This window comes from Paraburkholderia sp. GAS42 (genome assembly GCF_050436565.1).
In the GTDB taxonomy this organism is placed as follows: Bacteria; Pseudomonadota; Gammaproteobacteria; order Burkholderiales; family Burkholderiaceae; genus Paraburkholderia.
Genome location: NZ_JBNDML010000021.1, coordinates 101,554 through 119,333 on the forward strand (window position 1 = coordinate 101,554; position 17,780 = coordinate 119,333).

Genomic DNA, 17,780 nt, shown 5'->3' on the forward strand with positions numbered 1-17,780 from the left:
GCGTGCTCGGTTTTGCGGAATAACTACTGCGAGTAAGGTCGTGTCTATTCGGACCTGACCGGGGGCGCGCAGGTGCCCGGCAGGAATTTGGCGGGCGAACTGCGATGGAACTCTGCTTGCAGTCGTGCCGTAGGAGGGGCGCGTTCAATCCTGATTGCAGAGGCGCCCATCATTCCCCGACTCGCGACCAATGCCAAGTGAATGGTGGCGAGCCGTAAGCAACGAGTCTAGACATTCCCGGCCAATCTCGTGAAACGCAAGGTCTTTGCAACGAGGATCTGTTCCGACGCTGGACTATTCAGGTGTGGTGTTCGGTGTTAGGATTATGATCACTTACCACAATTTGTGGGCCGTTTAGTTATCTGGCACTGGGGCTGAGGGAGGCATATCATGGCGTTATATCAGGATGTTAGCGTTGTAACTCAGGTGGACGATGCCGCGTTTACGGCAACTTACAAGCCGGGAACGAGTGCGCCGTATGCGGGTATTTACCGGTGCACCAAGTGCAGTCATGAAATCGGGATTGCGGAAGGGCATATACTTCCCACTCAGACACATAGCAAACACCCGCCGGCGCTTGGCGACATCGTGTGGCAGCTAGCAGTCTTTGCGCAGCATAACCGATGATGTGCAAGGCTCGCGAGATGTTGGTTTCCCCCAAAACATAGAGCCACGCTTCTGAGCGACAGGCTTACTGCGTCACGACAATCACGAAACGGGGCTTGAACGACGAAGCTATGCTTCCGGCAAAGAGCACATCAAAATACAACGCCCCCCTCAAGAACGCCAGCGCACTGCCGATATTGCGTGAAGGACGCTTTGATCAAAAGGTGTGCGTTGGATGATCTGCAACAGACAGCACCTCAATGGTCGCACTAAACGAAGTTCAATGTCAGTGAGCGGCATGAGCGTCACGTCTGAAAAATAGAATACGATATTAAATTTATCTTCGTACGGTGGAGACGCTGTGATTCGACATGGTCTTTTGGGGTTAGCGATAGCTCTACTTTTTATGACCAGCGCTGTCGCCGCAGGCCCCGAATGTTCGCGTTCTCTCACGCTGGCACTACACGATCACGGTCTGCTCTATTCGGCCGAGACCGGCACCGGGATTGACAGAGACTTTGCGACCGAGTTGATTCGTCGTAGCGGTTGCCCGATCAGAGTTAGTCTTATGTCGCGGGCCCGGATCTGGAAGTTGATTGAATCAGGTGGGCTGGATTTCAGCCTATCGGGCATCGCCAACGATGAGCGTAATCAGTACGCCGACTTCGCTTGGTATTTCAGCGATAAATACTATCTGTTGGTACGCAAAGATGCAGGAATCCATCGTTTGGCCGACTTCGAGCGCAACGGCCAGTTCCAGCTAGGCGTCATCCGTAGCTTCCGGTATAGCGACTCGGCCAATCGACTAGTCGACACGCTGTCGGCTGAAAATCGTGTGAGCCAGGCTGGCGGCCTAGACCCACTGTACGATGCGCTGATTCTGCGACGTATTCAAGGCATGATTATCGAACCTTTCGATTATCCTGCAATTGACGAACGGAAAATTCGCGACGTGACTACTGTTGTGGACTTTGGCGACGCTGCTGTACCTCACGGCCTCATCATGTCGAAGAAGTCGCTGTCGCCAACTGAACGAAATAAGTGGCGCGTTTTGGTCCACGAGATGCGTGCGGACGGCACCGTTAGGCGAATATTTTCCAAGTATTTCAAACCAGACCTCGCCAATGCAATGGTCGACTTCCCGACGCCTCCGTGAACTGGACACGCCTTGTCATTCTTCCGTTTCTGGTTTTCGCAGCAGCGCTCAGTGTGACTGGAGTGCTGTGGAACCACGAGCGACAAGCCGCCCGACATGAACTCCTGTCCCAGTTCGAGTTTTCGCTGGGCGACGTTGTCAGCCGGATTGAGCAGCGGATAGGCACATACGAGCTTTTGCTGCGTGGCGTACAAAGCCTTTTCTCCACGACTGGAGAAATGAATCGAAAGCGCTTTCGTGACTATGCCGACACGCTCAATCTCGACGCAAGCTTCTCAGGCATGCAGGCGATCGGCATGATTGTGTGGGTGCCGGCGACGCGAAAGGAGGCTCACGTTGCATCCATGCGGAGAGAGGGGCCGCCAGACTATTCGATCGAGCCCAAGGGCTCACGGGAAAACTATGCGCCCGTTATCCAACGTGCGCCAGATATTGGCATCAATCGTCGGTCGCTTGGCTTCGACGGATGGGCGGATCCTGTACGACGGCGAGCCATGGAACAGGCGCGAGATTCCGGTATTGCGACCATTTCTGGGAAAGTTCGCCTTGCTGTTGACGCTGGAAGCATTGGCCGCCCCGGGTTCATCATGTATATGCCGTGCCGACTGTACAGTTAACTGGGAAGTCTGGTGGGGACCCGACGGCAAGCCGCGTTGGATTAATTCGGCGGTGGAGAAGTACATCGGATATACGGTCGATGAGTGTATGGCCTTGTCGGATTTTAAGGGCGCTGTAATCTATCCGGAAGATATTCCCCGCGTTGCACCTGAGTTTCAGAAGGCGCTACAGGGCTTGCGCGGCGATGATCTCGAGTTTCGCTGCGTTCGCAAGGACGGCTCGCTCATGTGGCTGTCCGCGTCGTGGGTTCCGATTACCGATTCCAGGGGCGAGTTCATCGGCTTTCGTACGAGCGGCCGCGACATTACCGAGCGCAAACAGGTCGAGGGCGAACTTCGAATTGCCGCTGTCGCATTCGAGTCGCAGGAACCGATGATGATTACAGACGCGAACGCCACCATTCTGCGCGTGAACTCAGCCTTCACTGAATGCACCGGCTATACGACTGAGGAAGTCGTGGGCCGGACACCGCGCGTACTTCGATCCGGCCGTCACGACGCGGCCTTCTTCCAGGAGATGTGGAAATCGATTCACCGTGCCGGTGGCTGGCAAGGAGAAATATGGGATCGTCGCAAGAACGGTGAGGTATATCCGAAATGGCTCACAATCTCCGCCGTGATGAGCGAACACGGAACCGTCAGCCACTATGTCGGCACGCACCACGACATTACCGAACGCAAGATTGCGGAAGAGAAGATCAGGGAGCTGGCCTTTTTCGATGCGCTGACCCGATTGCCCAATCGCACCTTGCTGCTGGATCGCCTGAGGCAGGCGATCACGGCCAGCGCGCGGAACGAAGCCTGTGGTGCCTTGCTGTTCATCGATCTTGACCACTTCAAGACATTGAACGATACCTTGGGCCACGACAAAGGCGATTTGCTGCTGCAGCAAGTGGCACAGCGTCTCACGGCAAGCGTGCACGTGAGCGACACCGTTGCCAGAGTGGGGGGCGACGAGTTTGTGGTGGTACTGGGGAATCTACATGAAAACCCCTCGGAAGCTGCCGACCAGACTGAGGTGGTGGGCGAAAAAATCCTTACCGTTCTTGGTAATCCATACCGGCTTGGCGACATCGAGTACCGGAGCGGAGCAAGCATCGGCGCTACGGTGTTCAGGGGACACAATGCCCCAATAGACGAGCTTCTCAAGCAGGCTGACTTGGCAATGTATAAGTCCAAGGAAGGCGGGCGCAATGGCATGCGTTTCTTCGATCCGGACATGCAGACCGCCGTGGTACTGCGAGCAGCTTTGGAGGCAGGGCTACGCAAGGCAATCGATGAGGATCAGTTTCTCCTTCACTACCAAGCCCAAATCGACGGTCATCGAATAACGGGAGCGGAGGCGCTCGTTCGCTGGCAGCACCCTGAACGTGACATCGTCCACCCTGCTGAGTTCATTCCGCTGGCCGAAGAGACTGGGCTCATTCTTGCATTGGAACGTTGGGTCCTGGAGTCTGCCTGCGCGCAACTTGCGCAGTGGGCAACGCGACCAGCGATGTCACATCTCACAATTGCGATCAACGTCAGCGCCCGGCAGTTCCGGGAAGCTGACTTTGTGAACCGCATGTTGACCATCATCGATCGAACTGGCGCAAGGCCTGACAGGCTCAAAGTGGAGCTGACAGAAAGTGTGTTGATTGACAATGTGCGGGACGTTATTCAAAAAATGGAGGCGCTGAAAGCACATGGCATCGTCTTTGCAATCGACGATTTTGGTATCGGATATTCGTCACTATCTTATTTGAAACGCCTGCCTTTGGATCAGCTAAAAATAGATCGATCATTCGTTCGCGATGTCCTGGTCGATCCCAATGATGCTGTGATTGCGAAGTCCATCGTGGCGCTTGCGCACAGCCTCGGCTTGGGCGTGATTGCTGAAGGCGTTGAGACCGAAGCTCAGCGCGACTTCCTGGCTGCTGCTGGATGTTACGCCTATCAAGGCTATTACTTCTCCAGACCGCTTCCCGTTGATGCCTTTGAAGCGATGCTGAGCAGACTCGAGACGGATCAGTGTATGGCCGATTGATCGGACACCGCGTCGAACTATGGTCGACTGATTTCGATTGGAAGGGCGGCCTGATCTTTAGCAGCCGCTCAGAGCAGCATTTAACGCTGTGCGTGCAGCGCAACACGGGCGGGACAGCGACGCGGGCACAAACGATAGTAGCTGCCGTCATATAATCAGTCGACCGGGGCCTCCTGCTAAACTCAAGAAGCATGAATCACTGGACAAGTGTTAGAAGCATAGTGCGCGGACTCAAGTCTGTTGCGGCGTCAGACCCAAAGCACCTTGCATCTGTCGAACCATATTTCGAGGACGCGGTGGACCTACTGGCGAAACTCCCATTGGTTGAGGCACTTGATTAACTCGAATATTTGCTGAAGCTTGCACAGGAATTCGTTGCCAAGTGGCGTCTGCCCCTGAAACCTTCAGGATTCGTCTACACCCACACCCAGTGGGTAGCGATTTTGGACGCGCAGGCGGGCGAACCGCTGACTTTGCTCAAACAATATCGAGATGGACAGTCGTTCGACGCTTTATCCTCGATGCCACAATGAAAGCCTTCGTTAGTCGGAGCAATGCAGACGCAAGAGTAGCCGAAGCGCTGATCGACCTGATTCGTGCAGCGTTGAATGTGAGCGCAAAAGACATCCGGTGCACTAGCATTGACGGCTGCAAACTATCCGCTGTCGGGCATCGATTCGATCAGTGGCACACTCCACGCAGACCTGCATCAGCTCGGCGGGCGACCTTGGAAAGCTTCTCGACATCGAGCCTGAGCGGTCGGCAACATACAGCAAGTCCATGAAAGTATTTGTTATCTTGGCGGCGATGTCTGCGGAGTGACTTCCGCCGCCGCATCGAAAACATAAAAAAGTTAGGGGAGAATCTCTTATGGCAAGTTCAGTACGTAACGGGGGCTCGTTTGATGAGCATTTCGAGAGGAACGGGGCGCGAGAGCTGCGCATCGACGAACTCTTCGATGTAGACGAACCTGAGCGTGTCCCATTGCTCGATCCGCTGGTTGATGAGCTACCTTATTTGAAGATCGCCTGGCAGAAATTCGAGAAGCTTTGTGCGCATCTGTTAGCAGACTCTGCGGAGCTTCAGGTCAGCCAGGCGTTCCAGTACGGTGACTCCGGGGATTGCCAGGACGAAATCGACATTCTGGCAAGGCGGGCAGGAAGCGCCAAGTTTGTGATGGCGCAGTGCAAGCGCGTCCAGACGATACCGCCATCACTGATAAACGACTGGCTGGCCGCCTTTGAAAGTAGCAGATCTGTAACACGCTGTGAAACTTACATACTATGCGTCGGTTCTCATATCACGAAGCCCGATGTGGTGAACGTCTGGAACGAGTTCGCTGCGAGAATGGAAGCTCAGAATGTCTCCGCCTGGCTTTGGGACGCAGCAGAGATGGACAAGCGTTTGCGGATCCTCCCCGGTATCGTGAGCCGGTTTTTCGGGCGACACTACGCGGAGCGGTTTTGTCATTCCGAGTATCCAACTGATGCTTTTCCCTCACAATTTGCACAAGAAGCGGAGCACATTTACGAATCGCAACTGACTCTGCAGAACAAGTCCATCCACGCTAGCATTAGCCTGCCGAGTGAGCGATTTCCGCACTGCGGTGCGATCCTCAGCTTCGCCAGACGAGATCTGACAGGTGTCTCGTTTTCTGTAGCCGGTTCGGAGTTTGTGGAATGGATGCGCTGGCGATCGCGCGCAGACAACAATGATGAGAGACCGTATGCACGCAGATCCACTGTAAGTGCTGGCAAATATGTTCTTGCCGCTGGCGGTGTGCGGCTGACTCTCACTGGGGATGAGGTTGAGCACCTCGACTGGATTATCAGAAAAGCCTGGATGCATTTTCTTGGGTGCGCCAACGGCTTGGACCGTAAGTGGAAATTTCTGCGATTTCCGCGACTATCGGACGCTGAGGCAGGCTTTTCTATGATCAAAGCGTCGCGCGAGACCTGGTCTGCCATGCTTCAGTTCGCCCGTGCGCATGATTGCAGTAACGGAACGGGCGAGAAGTATATATTCGATGCATCAAGTGGCATGTTGAAGGTCTACGTGGACGGCCCACGGCATGGCCTGAACAGCGGCTATCATCTTCTGCTAAAAGCGTTTTCCGAGCCTGGCATGACTCTACCTTGGGAGGGCGATGTGATCCTTGGATGGGAATCACCGCTGGACGTGTCTGGTCTCGCATCGAGAATCGGACCGTCAGATATGTGGGACGCTGAATTCACGCACGATTGGTTGCTCAATGTGTTGAGTAGGTGGGTAGAGGAATGGGTTGCCGCACAACAAGTAGAGCCCGAACGGTTTCTTCGAAATCGGCGAAAGGATACGCCGGCATTCAAGTGCGAGATGACGTCGGTTCCAGTGCTCGACGAACGCGATATTGCGCGGATTTCAAGCGTTGAAGATCTGAAGGATAGGGTCCGTTTTTATCAGGCCTTTTTCTACGGTTATCGTGGTGTTGCACGCGCGGATCCGGCATTGGTCGCGGATGTCCTGACGCTTGTTGCGCGGTATGCAACGCACGCAGATACTGATGATGCAAACTACATTAGAATGCGGCTGCAACTGAAGGGCGCCAATCTGGCAAACGAGGTTTGGGCTCTGGCTACGTCGGTGCCGCAGCAGGAGCGCAGAGCGGTTGATCTGGACATTGCTTTTCGATGTCTGCTGCTTATCGTTGAAAATGAACCTCCTTTGCCACGTTCTGAGCTCGAACACGCGTCGGAGCTTCTCCGTGTCGTGGCAAGTCGCGTTCGGGAAGATTTACTTTGTGCCGCATTTTCGACACGGCTCACTCAGTGAAATCTACGCGACATAGCTGCGAAGCAGATCTTCAACGGAACTTTCTGATGCTGTGACGAAAGCGATAGCCGGCCGCACAAGCAAGATTGGGCGCTTCCGGGAACTCGAAGTGGGAGAGATCGAGGACTATTGGCTTGCTATGTGCCGGCAAGCTACGCAGACGGCGACCTTGATAGTATCGCCGGGCAGAATGCTGCATCTATCAGGCGGGGCGGGTGGCTTTGCGCCGAAGGTACCTTCTTCGGGCGAGCATAGTCAGCCTATACTACGTTTCGCGGAGTTCGACTCTGCAGTTTGAGTTCTGTCTTCGACCACCTTAAGTGGTATCTGTCCGACGCCCAGTGCCCGTTCGATCACCAGGTTGTTTCCATTCTCGGCGACGAGCTGCTGAAGCCGGCTGAATTCGCCGCACCAGATTGTTTCGACATCCTTGTCCCGATTGACGTCGCGATTTTCGCTCAGTGCGACTGCGCGAACCTGAAGCCGACTCGTTTCCGCCTGCCCGCCAACCTCGACGCCGTAACCAGGCAGGGACGGTTTTCGCAGCACAACCCGTCCGTCTTTCGCCCATGCGGTTGTCATGCCCTCATGGACTTCGTATCCAAGCTTGGCAAGCCCCTGAAGGATGACGTCCCGGCGGGACTGGGCGGCTTTGCGTTGCGCTTCAGCACTGACTAGCGCGCGGCATTCTTCTGCCAAAGCTGCTAACTGGTCCGCCGGGGTGGTAGCATCGCATGCGGCGATTGCGTCCTGCATGATTGCAGTCGCGGCGGAATCGACACCAAGGAGTTCCAGTGACAGTTCGGCGAGCTGCGCCCGCACTGCGCCTTGGCTTCGTACGGTTTTGACGTCGCTGGACAGATCGAGAATCAGGCTATCGAGCAACAGGGACTGACGCGCCTCATTGGCTCCAGACTCAATGGAGCGCAGGCGCTTCATGTAATCAGCTGTCCTCTCGCCGCCCAACACCGTTTGCGCTTCGGCTATCTGAACGTCGACTCGATCGAGCAGGAGGTCGAGAGGTGAGGGCACGCGCTGTCTCGCCTTCCATGCGTCAAAACCTTGTTCTGCGTTCGATTCTTTGAGCTGGGTAGCCAATTCTTCCTGTGCTGCGCTGAGTCCAGTCGGGCCGCTCGGGACAAGCAGGTTGAAGCCTTGCGCCAGAATCGATTCGATATTCTTCACCTCGCCGCCGGTCGCGACCGACTGAAGTTGCTCCTTGAGCGTGAACGGTACGGATGCTCCCCGGGCTTCAAGCGCCTTCAGAAGGGTGGATGCGTTTTCGCGCCCCTGACGCTCACGCTTCAGGGTGATTGCCGCCTTTTCGATGGCGGCGCGCTCGCGCCGCGCCAGGTCGTTTGTCAGAAAAGCGATTTCGTCCGGAACGCCTTTTTGCAACTCCATGAAGGCATCTCGCGCTATCAGACCGGCAAGGGCGTCCCGTCGCCTGAGCGTCGCAGTCACCTCCTCGTCGGCGAGCTCGCGCACGCGCCTCCCCTCGCTGGTCCAGTGAGCAATGGCGCGATCAAGGCGTCGGAGGTGACCCTGACAGATGGCGAGGATTTCCTCGCGCGTCACGATACGTACAACTTTCGGGCCACTCATGCCTCTACCTCCATGCTGAGCGACGCTTCAATCGCCGCCTTCAGACGTTCGCGCTCTTCGTCCCCCTTGTGATACCAGGCTTGAGACGATACGCGATGTAAACGCGAAATTGCTCGCCTCAGAACCGAAGGGCGCCAGATTTCCCGGGCGCGTGCCCGCTGCAGCAGGACGTGTCGGGGTGCGTCACATTCAATCCCGATCGCATAAAGCCCAGTCTCGGGGTCCGCGATGGCGAAGTCCATGCCGAAAGCGTCACCATCCTGAGCAGATACAGGCAAAAAGCCCAGCGAGCGGATGTACTGAAGGACATCGTTCGCGAAGCCGTCAGTCTTCTTGCTATCGTCAAACCTTGCGTGAGCCCGCTCGCTCGACAGGCGACCGAGGAGCGCTCGGCCCGCAGGCAGCTCACCATTCGAGATCGCACGTGCATACTCCATGTAGCCTTGCAGGTAATCGCGTGGAATTGCGGGCTTGCGCTGGGTGTTGAGCATGTCGGAAATGTCACGGATCGGCATGGACGTCACGAGCACAACCTTCTTTCGCGCGCGGGTCACCGCAACGTTCAGCCGGCGCTCGCCGCCTTTCTGTCCCAACACCCCAAAGTTACGACGGAACGTCCCTTGGCCGTTGCGTCCAAAGGTCGTTGAGAAAACGATAACGTCACGTTCATCACCCTGGACGTTTTCCACGTTTTTCACGAACGCGCCCATATCTTCTCCGCCCTCAACCCGATCGCGTTCTTCCAGGTAGGCATCGCGGAAATCAGTGTCCTCCTCAGCACGCAGCGCCAGCTCTTCTTCAATGAGGTCCGCCTGCTTGCGGTTGAACGTCACGACACCGACTGACGGACGCTCGGCGAACGGCTGCTGCCAGAGCTTAGCGAGGTACTCGACCACGCGCTTCGCCTCTGTCTCATTCGTTTGCTGCTCATACAGTCCGTTCACCTGGATGAGCTCGATTGGTTTCACTTCGCGAATAGTTTCGTCCGGATGGCGGACGGGAACGCTCAGGTTGTTCTCGTAGAACGCCGCGTTGGAGTAGCTGATCAGCTCGCGATACGCCGAGCGGTAGTGAATCTGGAGCGTCGACGTGGGCAATGCCGTACGGGCGAGCTGCAACAGGTCAGGGCAATCCTTGATTTCGCGCCGGTTCCACGTGTCTTCAAAGAGCTCGCGCTCTTCCTCCGTCGCATCCTCTTCCGGCTGCTCGCCGTCGAAGAACTCCGTTTCATCGCTCTCGGCACGACTGGAAAAGAACGTTGTCGGCGGCATCTGCTTCTCGTCGCCGCTTACAATGGAGACGCTGCCACGGAAAAGCGTCGGAAGGGCGAACTCAACGGGCATCTGCGATGCCTCGTCATAGACCACCGAGTCGAAGAGGTTGGACTTCAGCGGCAACACGCGGCTGGCCACGTCCGGATTCATAAGCCAGACAGGCCTGAGCGTCATCAATCCGAGACGCGCGCCCAATTCGATGAATTCGCGCAGCCGCCGTGAGCGCTTTCCGGTGAGGCGCGTGACATCTTCCCAGTCGCGCAACGAACTGAGCTCGCCTCGTTCAATACCTTCACGCAGAACATCACGGTTAAGGCTGCGCATCTGTTCGTCTGCCGCTGCCAGCGCTTCAACCTTTGCCGCCGTCTCACTTTGGTCCAGCAACAGCTCGGGATTTTCCTGCTCCATCCGGCGTTTCCAGCCGAGCCGGGCTTCCCGACTGATTAGTCGCCGAACTTCGAAATCGAGGTCTTCCGGGCGTATCGCGCTCAGAGACGCCTCGTGACCACGCATCAGGGCGAAAATTTCCAGGGTTGCATCGCCCAGGTGCCGCGCGCGGGTACGGAACTGCTGGTAGGCGGCAAGCGAAGGCAGGGCGTCCTTGATGCGGTTCAGCGGCGCCTGGTGGCTGATGTTCTGCGCGATGGCGACCGCGCAAGCTTCGAACAGTTCTGGGGAGAACCAGTCCTCCAGAGCCGCCAACGCCTGCTGGCTGTGCTTACGCGCGTTATGACGCACAAAGGCCGTCTCAAAACCGTCAAGAAGCTGTTCGACCGGAGCACGGTCGCCTGTCATGACGGCCGAGTCAAATTCATCGCCGCGCGGCGCAATCGCCAGATGCTGGGCAAGCTCCCGGATCTCCTCAAACTGGCGAAGGCGGGTTAGACATTCATCGGCAAGAGTCGGGCCGCAGGTGTCATTGACCGTGGCAAGCCGAAGCGACTGGCTAATCGTGTTCAACGATGTGCGCAGCGGACGCCACTTTTGCTCCAGACGGGCCGCATCGCGGATGCGCTGGAGTGTGCCGTCGGTTGCGGGCGCGCCTTGAGCGGCCGAGAACTTCAGCAGCGCGCTGCGCCGAATGTAGGTTGCAGGGTTAATGCGGCTGAAGAAGGTAGGGGCACGCGTAGCGAGCGTGGCCCGCGCTTCGGTGTCCACGAGTTCTGGTACGGGCAATTGCGCAAGGGCAGGCGAGAGCGCCGCATCAAACGCTCCTCCGTCCGTCTGAACGAGGTTGCTGTGCAAGTCCCTGAGCGACGCGTAGTAGATGTGCCCTTGAGCATCAACCTTGTCCGCAGGGCGGAACAAAGGTAGCCACTGGGCAAGCGATTTGCGCTGCACATCGTCGAGATCGACAAGCCGACGTGCGTTGGCGTCAAGCCATGCGCGATAGGGCGCCGGGTCGTCGATATCAAACCTGGCAGGATGCGCGGCCAGGATGTCGATGCGGAGCTGTTCGGCCTCAAGGAAGGACGCAAATGCAGCCTGAAACTCCTTGATGGTCGCCGGGTCGGTAGCAAAATGTTTCAACTGGGCGAGCGCACTGCCTTCATAGCGTGCCGGCAGCCAGTACCGGGCAAGGGGCGCACATTGCTCTTCCAGCGTGGTGAGCGATGAAATGTCCATCGCAGAAAGCTTGGTTCGAAGCTGCGGCACATCGATGGGTGGCTCTCCGGCCTCGAGCTGAATCAGTTCTCCAAGAAGCACGCGGTAGCTCAGACCAGTGGACTCATCAACAGCATGGAGCGCTTGATGATGACGATCCAGTTCGCCCTCGAGGGCTTCAATCCGGGCGGCCATCCGCTCTCTTTGCCTGACCCATCCGTTATCAAACGCGGAGCCTTTAAAAATGGCATCGAGTTGCTCGCGAACGGCGCGAATGGTCGGCTCGCGGTCTTTGTTGACGTCGTTGACCATAACGATGCGGTCGCCAAGGCCTTCGGCGACAAGTCGCTTGTGAACGACTTCAAGGGCCGCGTGCTTCTGGCAGACGATCAGCAGGCTCTTTCCCCGTCCGATAGCGTCGGCGACCATATTAACGATCGTCTGGCTCTTGCCCGTTCCCGGAGGCCCCTCGACCAGCAGGCCGGGACTCTGGCGAGCCTGCAGTACGGCTGACTCCTGTGACGGGTCGCTTGCTACAGTCAGGAAGCGGTCAATCTCTGCATTGTTGGCCTCGGCGGGTTCGGTGGAACCGCGCTCCTTGAGTCGCAGCATTGACTCAAGTGCAGTGCCGGCGGGCGACAGCGACTTCAATTGCCGCAGGTCTTCGCCAATGGCCTGTCCCATGAACGTGACATGGAACAGTACGCCTGAGCACGCGAGTTGCGATTGCCCGGCTCCAATATCGACCGTAGAAGGCGGCAAGCCGGACAGCTTTCTACGCTCGGCCGGGGCCAGCACGCCGAAGGCGTCCATCACGTCTGGAACCTTGAGCGCCGAACGGCCGAGCACTTCATCGGCGGCCACACGCCATGGCTTGATGGCTTCGCGCCCCAGCAATCCTTCGAGCGCCGGGTTCAGTCTCACTTCTTCCCGTTCACTGTCAAAGGCGAGCGAGACCTGCCCGCGCGAACCAAGCTCCATGAGCAGCTTGATAGGCCACAACAGAACAGGCGCGATGCGAGGCCGGGAGTTGCTTCGGGCGTCCTTGAAAAGCAGGAAGGGGAAACCCAAGTACAGGCCGTCGATTCCCGTGTCGCGCTTATAGAGCGATGTTTGTCTCTGCAACGTGTTGAGACGGTTTTCCAGCGTGACCCCGCCTCCAAATACGGCGGGGTCGATGGCAACCGACTGCGAATTGCGCTGAAGAAGGTGCTCGAGAATCGCGGCGCTGGTGTGACGTTCGCCATTCAGTTCGTTCACGTCGACGCGACCGGTCGTCTTGCCTATGGTCATCCGGACGAGCGGTCCGCGCAACACGGCCGTCGAAACTTTCTTCTCGAAAAAATCGAGGATTTGTGACACGTACTGCTGCTTCTGCGGTTCCAGCCACTGTTCGGCCGGTACGGACAGCAGGACGATGACCTCGTGTAGCGGCAGGCGTCGCTCCAGACGGAATTGCTCCGCCCAGTCGTCAATGGTCGCATTACCTGTAAGTGCGAACCCAGCAATCCGTTCATCAACCTTACGAAACAGATCTGCTCGCGGCGACATCAGTTCTTCCCGCGCCGCCTCGGCGTCGAAAGCCAGTATCTGCTCTTTCGCGGCGAGCTCCGTGGCCTGTTCGACGATTGCGTCGACCGACCGGAACTGATTGATGGATGCGCTCAACAGGACGATGAGGTCCTCTTCGCTTATCGCCCGGCGTTCGGACAGCGACTGGAGGCCCGGGTGGTCCGAATCTGGGAGCAGTCGCCGCCGTTCTTCCCAAAGAGCGGCCAGGCGCGCCCGCGAAGTGGAAAGGAGGTTGATACGAACCGTATCCTCGTCCAGTTCAATATTGTGTCCGTGCGCGCGATTGCGGACCTGCTCCGCGCGAAGGCGTAGGCGGGAAAGCCATGTCTCCGTCTCCAGCCGTTCGAGGAACGGCGGTACGGGTCCGGTTATAAGATCGTATCCAGAAAGTGCGTGTTCGAGCAGCCAGCCTGGCGTGACAATGTCACCGCGCAGAATCAGCGGCATTTCTGGGTTCAGCAGCTTCAACGCAATCATCAGGCGGCAGTCGTCATCGACACCGTCAAGCTGAGCAACCTGGCGTAGTCCCGCTAACGTCTTAGGCGCCATGCCTGCGTTCTCCGCCCACGTGACGAGCACGCCGCGCTGGAGATGGTCGAGCGCTTCCGCCCAGTTGTCACGTTCGGCTGCGGCGAGGGCGAACACGGTCGGCTTATGGAACCGCTTGGCACCGAGCGCGATACTGGCGCCTTCGCTGCTATCAGCCTCCGTCACGCTGGCGGACGGTGCGACCACGTCTTCGCCAGCCAGCCACGCCTTTACCTGAGGCCATTGCCAACGTTGAAGTCTGTCACGGGCCAGAAGCCCGCGAAGAAGCAGGTGCAGCGATGGGTCGAGATTGTCAGGAAGCGTCACGCCGTTCGCGAGAACGTGAATCATGAACGCGCGCTCGTTGATTCCTTCAAAGCAGGCGCCCTGTGTCAACTGCTCGAGCAGTATCATGCCCAGACTCCACCAGTCCGACGCCGCAGCGACGCCGCCAGCAATGGCCTCTGGCGCCATGTACCTGGTGGTCTCAAGCGGGGAAACAATGTCGAGGTCGAAGTCCGAGAGCCGAGCCGAGCCAAAACCGCTTATCACGAGATCAATCGGATCGCGGCTTCGGACAAGCAGCGTGCCGGGGCGCAGGTCACGATGCCGCAAACCCGCTTCCGAGAACGAATGAAGCGCCTGTCCAAGCTCGTCAATCACGTGATGGATTGTGGGCATGTCGCGCAGGGCAATGCCAATGTCGGCGAATGTGCCGCCGCTCAGCTCTTCGGCGACCTCGTAAGCCCGATTGTCCCAACGCCCGGTAGCGATGATTTCTGGCACGTGCTCACGGGGCAGGCGACGGACAACCTCATACACGGACGTATCGGGCTCGGAGCCCTGTCGATACAGCGTAACCACGGCCTGCCGGTTGTCGTCCCTATGCTGCGCGATGTAACGCTCGCGAGTGCTATCGCTGCTGGAGATGCGACGCAGGAGTCGCCAGCCGTCGATCTGAGTTTCTTCGGGTGTCGTGCCGTCGTCGGGCACCGGCGGTTCGTCGCCAGCTATTCCGAATTCCACCTCAGACTGGGTTGCCTGATGCGCAGGGTCGGCACCGCACACGAGGCACATCAGGTCCCCGTCGATCATGGGATGGCCGTTGATGCATTCCTGGACCGTGGATTTATGCGCAGCGCTTCCGGCGGCGCCGGCGTTGTCGGTTACTTCTTCGACGGTAACGACATCTCTCGGACGGTCCCCGAGGTTCCGGAGCGGCTCCGACGAAAGGTCCCATTGGCACGCATGACCGCCAACCGTGCCTTCACAGTAGAACTCCTGCAACGACCGCTCGGTCTTGCAGTTCGGGCAAAAGCGCATCATTGCTGACATTTCCTGGCTTATCGGCTTCGCGCCTTGTCGGCGCTGATCTGGACCAGATGGCCCTCGTCATTTAATAGGTCTCTCAGGCGCTGAAAATCGCCACGACTGGGAATTCCTGCAAACCAGACGCTGCCATCTTCATCAAACATTACGTCCAGTGACTTGTCCTGCCCGGTCAGAAAACGCTCAAATTGGGTGAATCTCTCACGGCCCAACGCCGTGAGAAGGTGCATTCGCTGATTATCGCTCCCACGCAGCGGCATCGAATGGGCGGAATGCAGTTGAAATGGGTCGGTAATCAGTGCATCGATCAATCCCTGCGCGCGTTGAAGCACTGGACTCAGGGTTTCGAGCGCGTGACCGCTGTAGACGAGAATGTCCGCTCCCGTACGTTCGCGGAGAGCCGAAAGCAGGGCGACAAGAGCATCCGGCTGGTCAAACGGCTCGCCACCTGAAATGGTGACGCCGTCTGCTTCTGGAAGCAACCGGGTGATCTGTTTGAGAAGGTCTTCGAGAGTCGTGTGACCGCGATTGGTCGCCCATGTATCGGCGGAGATGCATCCCGGGCACTGGATGCTACAACCCTGGAACCAGATACCAAGTCGCTGCCCCGGGCCTAGCGTGGTGACCGGGAAATGCACGCGAGACAGCCTCAGATCCATGATTTAGAGTCTCTGCAACTGCAGTTGTCCGGAGGCGATTCCACGCAGGGCAAAACGGTCGCCGGCTTTGGCATCCTGATCGAAGAGTCCTCGTGCCAGTGGATTGATCAGGTGCGCCTCAATCTGGTTTCTGATGCCCCGACCGCCGTTGGACAGGTCCTGCAGGCAGCGAAGCTTCAGCGCCACCCGGGATTCGCTCTCCAGTTCAACGGACATCTCCTGTGTGGAGAGGTCGTCCAGCACGGCGTCCACCATCTGCTCGAAAATCTCTTCGGCAACGTCATTGCGGATGAAGTCAAACACAATGACGTTCTCGCCAATGCGGTTCAGGATTTCGGGCCGGTTGAGAACCAGCTTGAAGTGTTGCTGGATTTCGGCGAGGACCTTGCCCTGCATTACTTCGAAGGAATCGCTAGCCAACACATTGGCAACGCGCTCGCCAGCGTCGCCCTGCCGGTAAATGCCGAGATTCGACGTGAAAATGATCAGCGCTTCGGAGAAGTAGACGCGGTCGCCGCGACCGGACGTCAATACGCCGTCGTCCAGAATCTGCAGGAATTTGTCCAGGATGCGAGGATGCGCTTTTTCGATTTCGTCGAAAAGCACAACGCTGAAGGGTTTTTCCCGAATCGCGTTTGTCAGCTCGCCGCCGACGTCGTAGCCAACATAGCCCGGCGGCGCGCCGATGAGGCGTTGGTCGGCGTGCTCTGCGCTGAACTCCGACATGTCAAACCGGATGTAGGCGCTTTCATCTCCGAAAAGAAGGCTGGTGACCGTCTTGGCGAGTTCAGTTTTACCCACGCCGGTTGGTCCAGCCAGGAACGCCACACCCCGAGGACGGTTTCCTTTTCGCTGCGCTCCGACGCCAGTCATTGCGCGCTTGACCAGATCAAGCATGTGCGTCACCGCGTGGGATTGCCCCTTAACCCGGTTGCGCACGAAAGCTTCGGCGTTACGGATTTTGTCCCGGTCGATTTTTAACCACGGATCTTCAGTGACGCCCACCTTGTATCGGCGCACTGCATCGGCGATCTTGTCGACCTGCACGCCCTCTACGCGGGCGAGGGTAGCAATCGCATTCATGTCGGCCAGCAGCAGGCCTTCAGATCCGTCGACGAACGCGGTTTCGGCCTTCGCGCGTGCCTCTTCCGAAGCCTGTTGCGCGCCTGGGACACCTCGCAGGAGGGCAACTGACAAAGCCCGGCGCGCTGCGCTGTCCGGTTTTGCAACCGGGATATGCCGAATTCGAGGGTTATCAATCAGCAGCCAATCCGGTACGTCTCCTTCTTTATCAACAAGCCAGATGACCGAATTGAAGAAGGGGCGCCGTTGCTCGCCGGCCGGCCGTGGTTTGGCTGAATGAGCGAGAACCAGCGCGCGAGTGAAAAGACTGTGCTCGCTCGCGCTCAGTGATTCCGTACGCACGGCGAGGCGTGATGCAAAATCAACAACGAGCGCGAGAGGCTCGCCCGACGCGCCAACCGCCCGTTCAAGCGCGGTGCTGAGGATATCGATGCCACCCGTTGCGACGCCGTTGACTGGTGTGAGGCCCAGTAATCGCAACGTGTCGTCGGCCCCGCCTGTTGCGGCCCCCGACGTTTCAGCGCATTTGAAGCCTGAAACTGGGTCCCACACAACAATGTGCGCGTATCCAGCCGCTCTCAGGCTGTCGCACAGTGCCGCTGTGAATGGCAACGGCGTGACGACATCTGGTGTGACTTCACAAGCCTGGAGGTCGCGAATGTTGCCCGACAGAACGAACTGGCTCTTCAGCGGTAGGAAGCGAAGAAGATCGCGCATCCATCGAGGCTTGACGTAGGAGGGCATATCGCGGCGATAGTTTTCGAAAAAAGAACGTTACCACAGCGCAAGTTGTCTGAAAGGCGCTGTGGCTCAAAAACCAATGCATGGGAAAATGCAAACGATGTGGGTGGCTGGCGGATTTCTTGAGGACGAGCGGCTCCTGTCATTTTAATGTCGAAAAGACGAGCC

At 57.8% G+C, this 17,780-nt stretch carries 6 protein-coding genes and 1 pseudogene; 3 read left to right on the forward strand and 4 right to left on the reverse strand.

Annotated elements, in window-relative coordinates; all coding sequences use genetic code 11:
• The first annotated feature begins 1,012 nt into the window (after positions 1-1,012).
• The 3 genes and pseudogenes from P3T16_RS27025 (at position 1,013) to P3T16_RS27035 (ending at position 7,216) form a co-directional block, all read left to right on the forward strand.
• A complete protein-coding gene (locus P3T16_RS27025) occupies positions 1,013-1,762 on the forward strand; it encodes a substrate-binding periplasmic protein (protein ID WP_429344613.1) in 750 nt (249 codons plus the stop codon).
• Positions 1,763-1,815: 53 nt separating this feature from the next.
• Positions 1,816-4,405, forward strand: a pseudogene (locus P3T16_RS27030) (bifunctional diguanylate cyclase/phosphodiesterase).
• Between the two features lie 870 nt (positions 4,406-5,275).
• Positions 5,276-7,216: a hypothetical protein gene (locus P3T16_RS27035; protein ID WP_429344614.1), complete on the forward strand. Its 1,941-nt coding sequence runs from the start codon at positions 5,276-5,278 to the stop codon at positions 7,214-7,216.
• A 255-nt stretch (positions 7,217-7,471) separates the two neighbouring features.
• Here the strand turns inward: P3T16_RS27035 and P3T16_RS27040 are convergent, their stop codons facing one another.
• Genes P3T16_RS27040 through P3T16_RS27055 form a run of 4 tightly spaced genes read right to left on the reverse strand, consistent with a single transcriptional unit; the run spans position 7,472 to position 17,615 of the window.
• A complete protein-coding gene (locus P3T16_RS27040) occupies positions 7,472-8,821 on the reverse strand; it encodes a hypothetical protein (RefSeq protein ID WP_429344615.1) in 1,350 nt (449 codons plus the stop codon).
• The gene (locus P3T16_RS27045; RefSeq protein ID WP_429344616.1) at positions 8,818-15,126 is read right to left on the reverse strand and encodes an AAA domain-containing protein; all 6,309 of its coding nucleotides are present in this window, start codon (positions 15,124-15,126) and stop codon (positions 8,818-8,820) included. The genes P3T16_RS27040 and P3T16_RS27045 overlap by 4 nt, the downstream gene beginning before the upstream one ends.
• Before the next feature lie 17 nt (positions 15,127-15,143).
• A complete protein-coding gene (locus tag P3T16_RS27050; protein WP_429344617.1) occupies positions 15,144-15,788 on the reverse strand; it encodes a 4Fe-4S single cluster domain-containing protein in 645 nt (214 codons plus the stop codon).
• Between the two features lie 3 nt (positions 15,789-15,791).
• On the reverse strand, positions 15,792-17,615 hold the full coding sequence (locus P3T16_RS27055; protein ID WP_429344618.1) for an AAA family ATPase: 1,824 nt from the start codon (positions 17,613-17,615) through the stop codon (positions 15,792-15,794).
• Between the last annotated feature and the right edge of the window lie 165 nt (positions 17,616-17,780).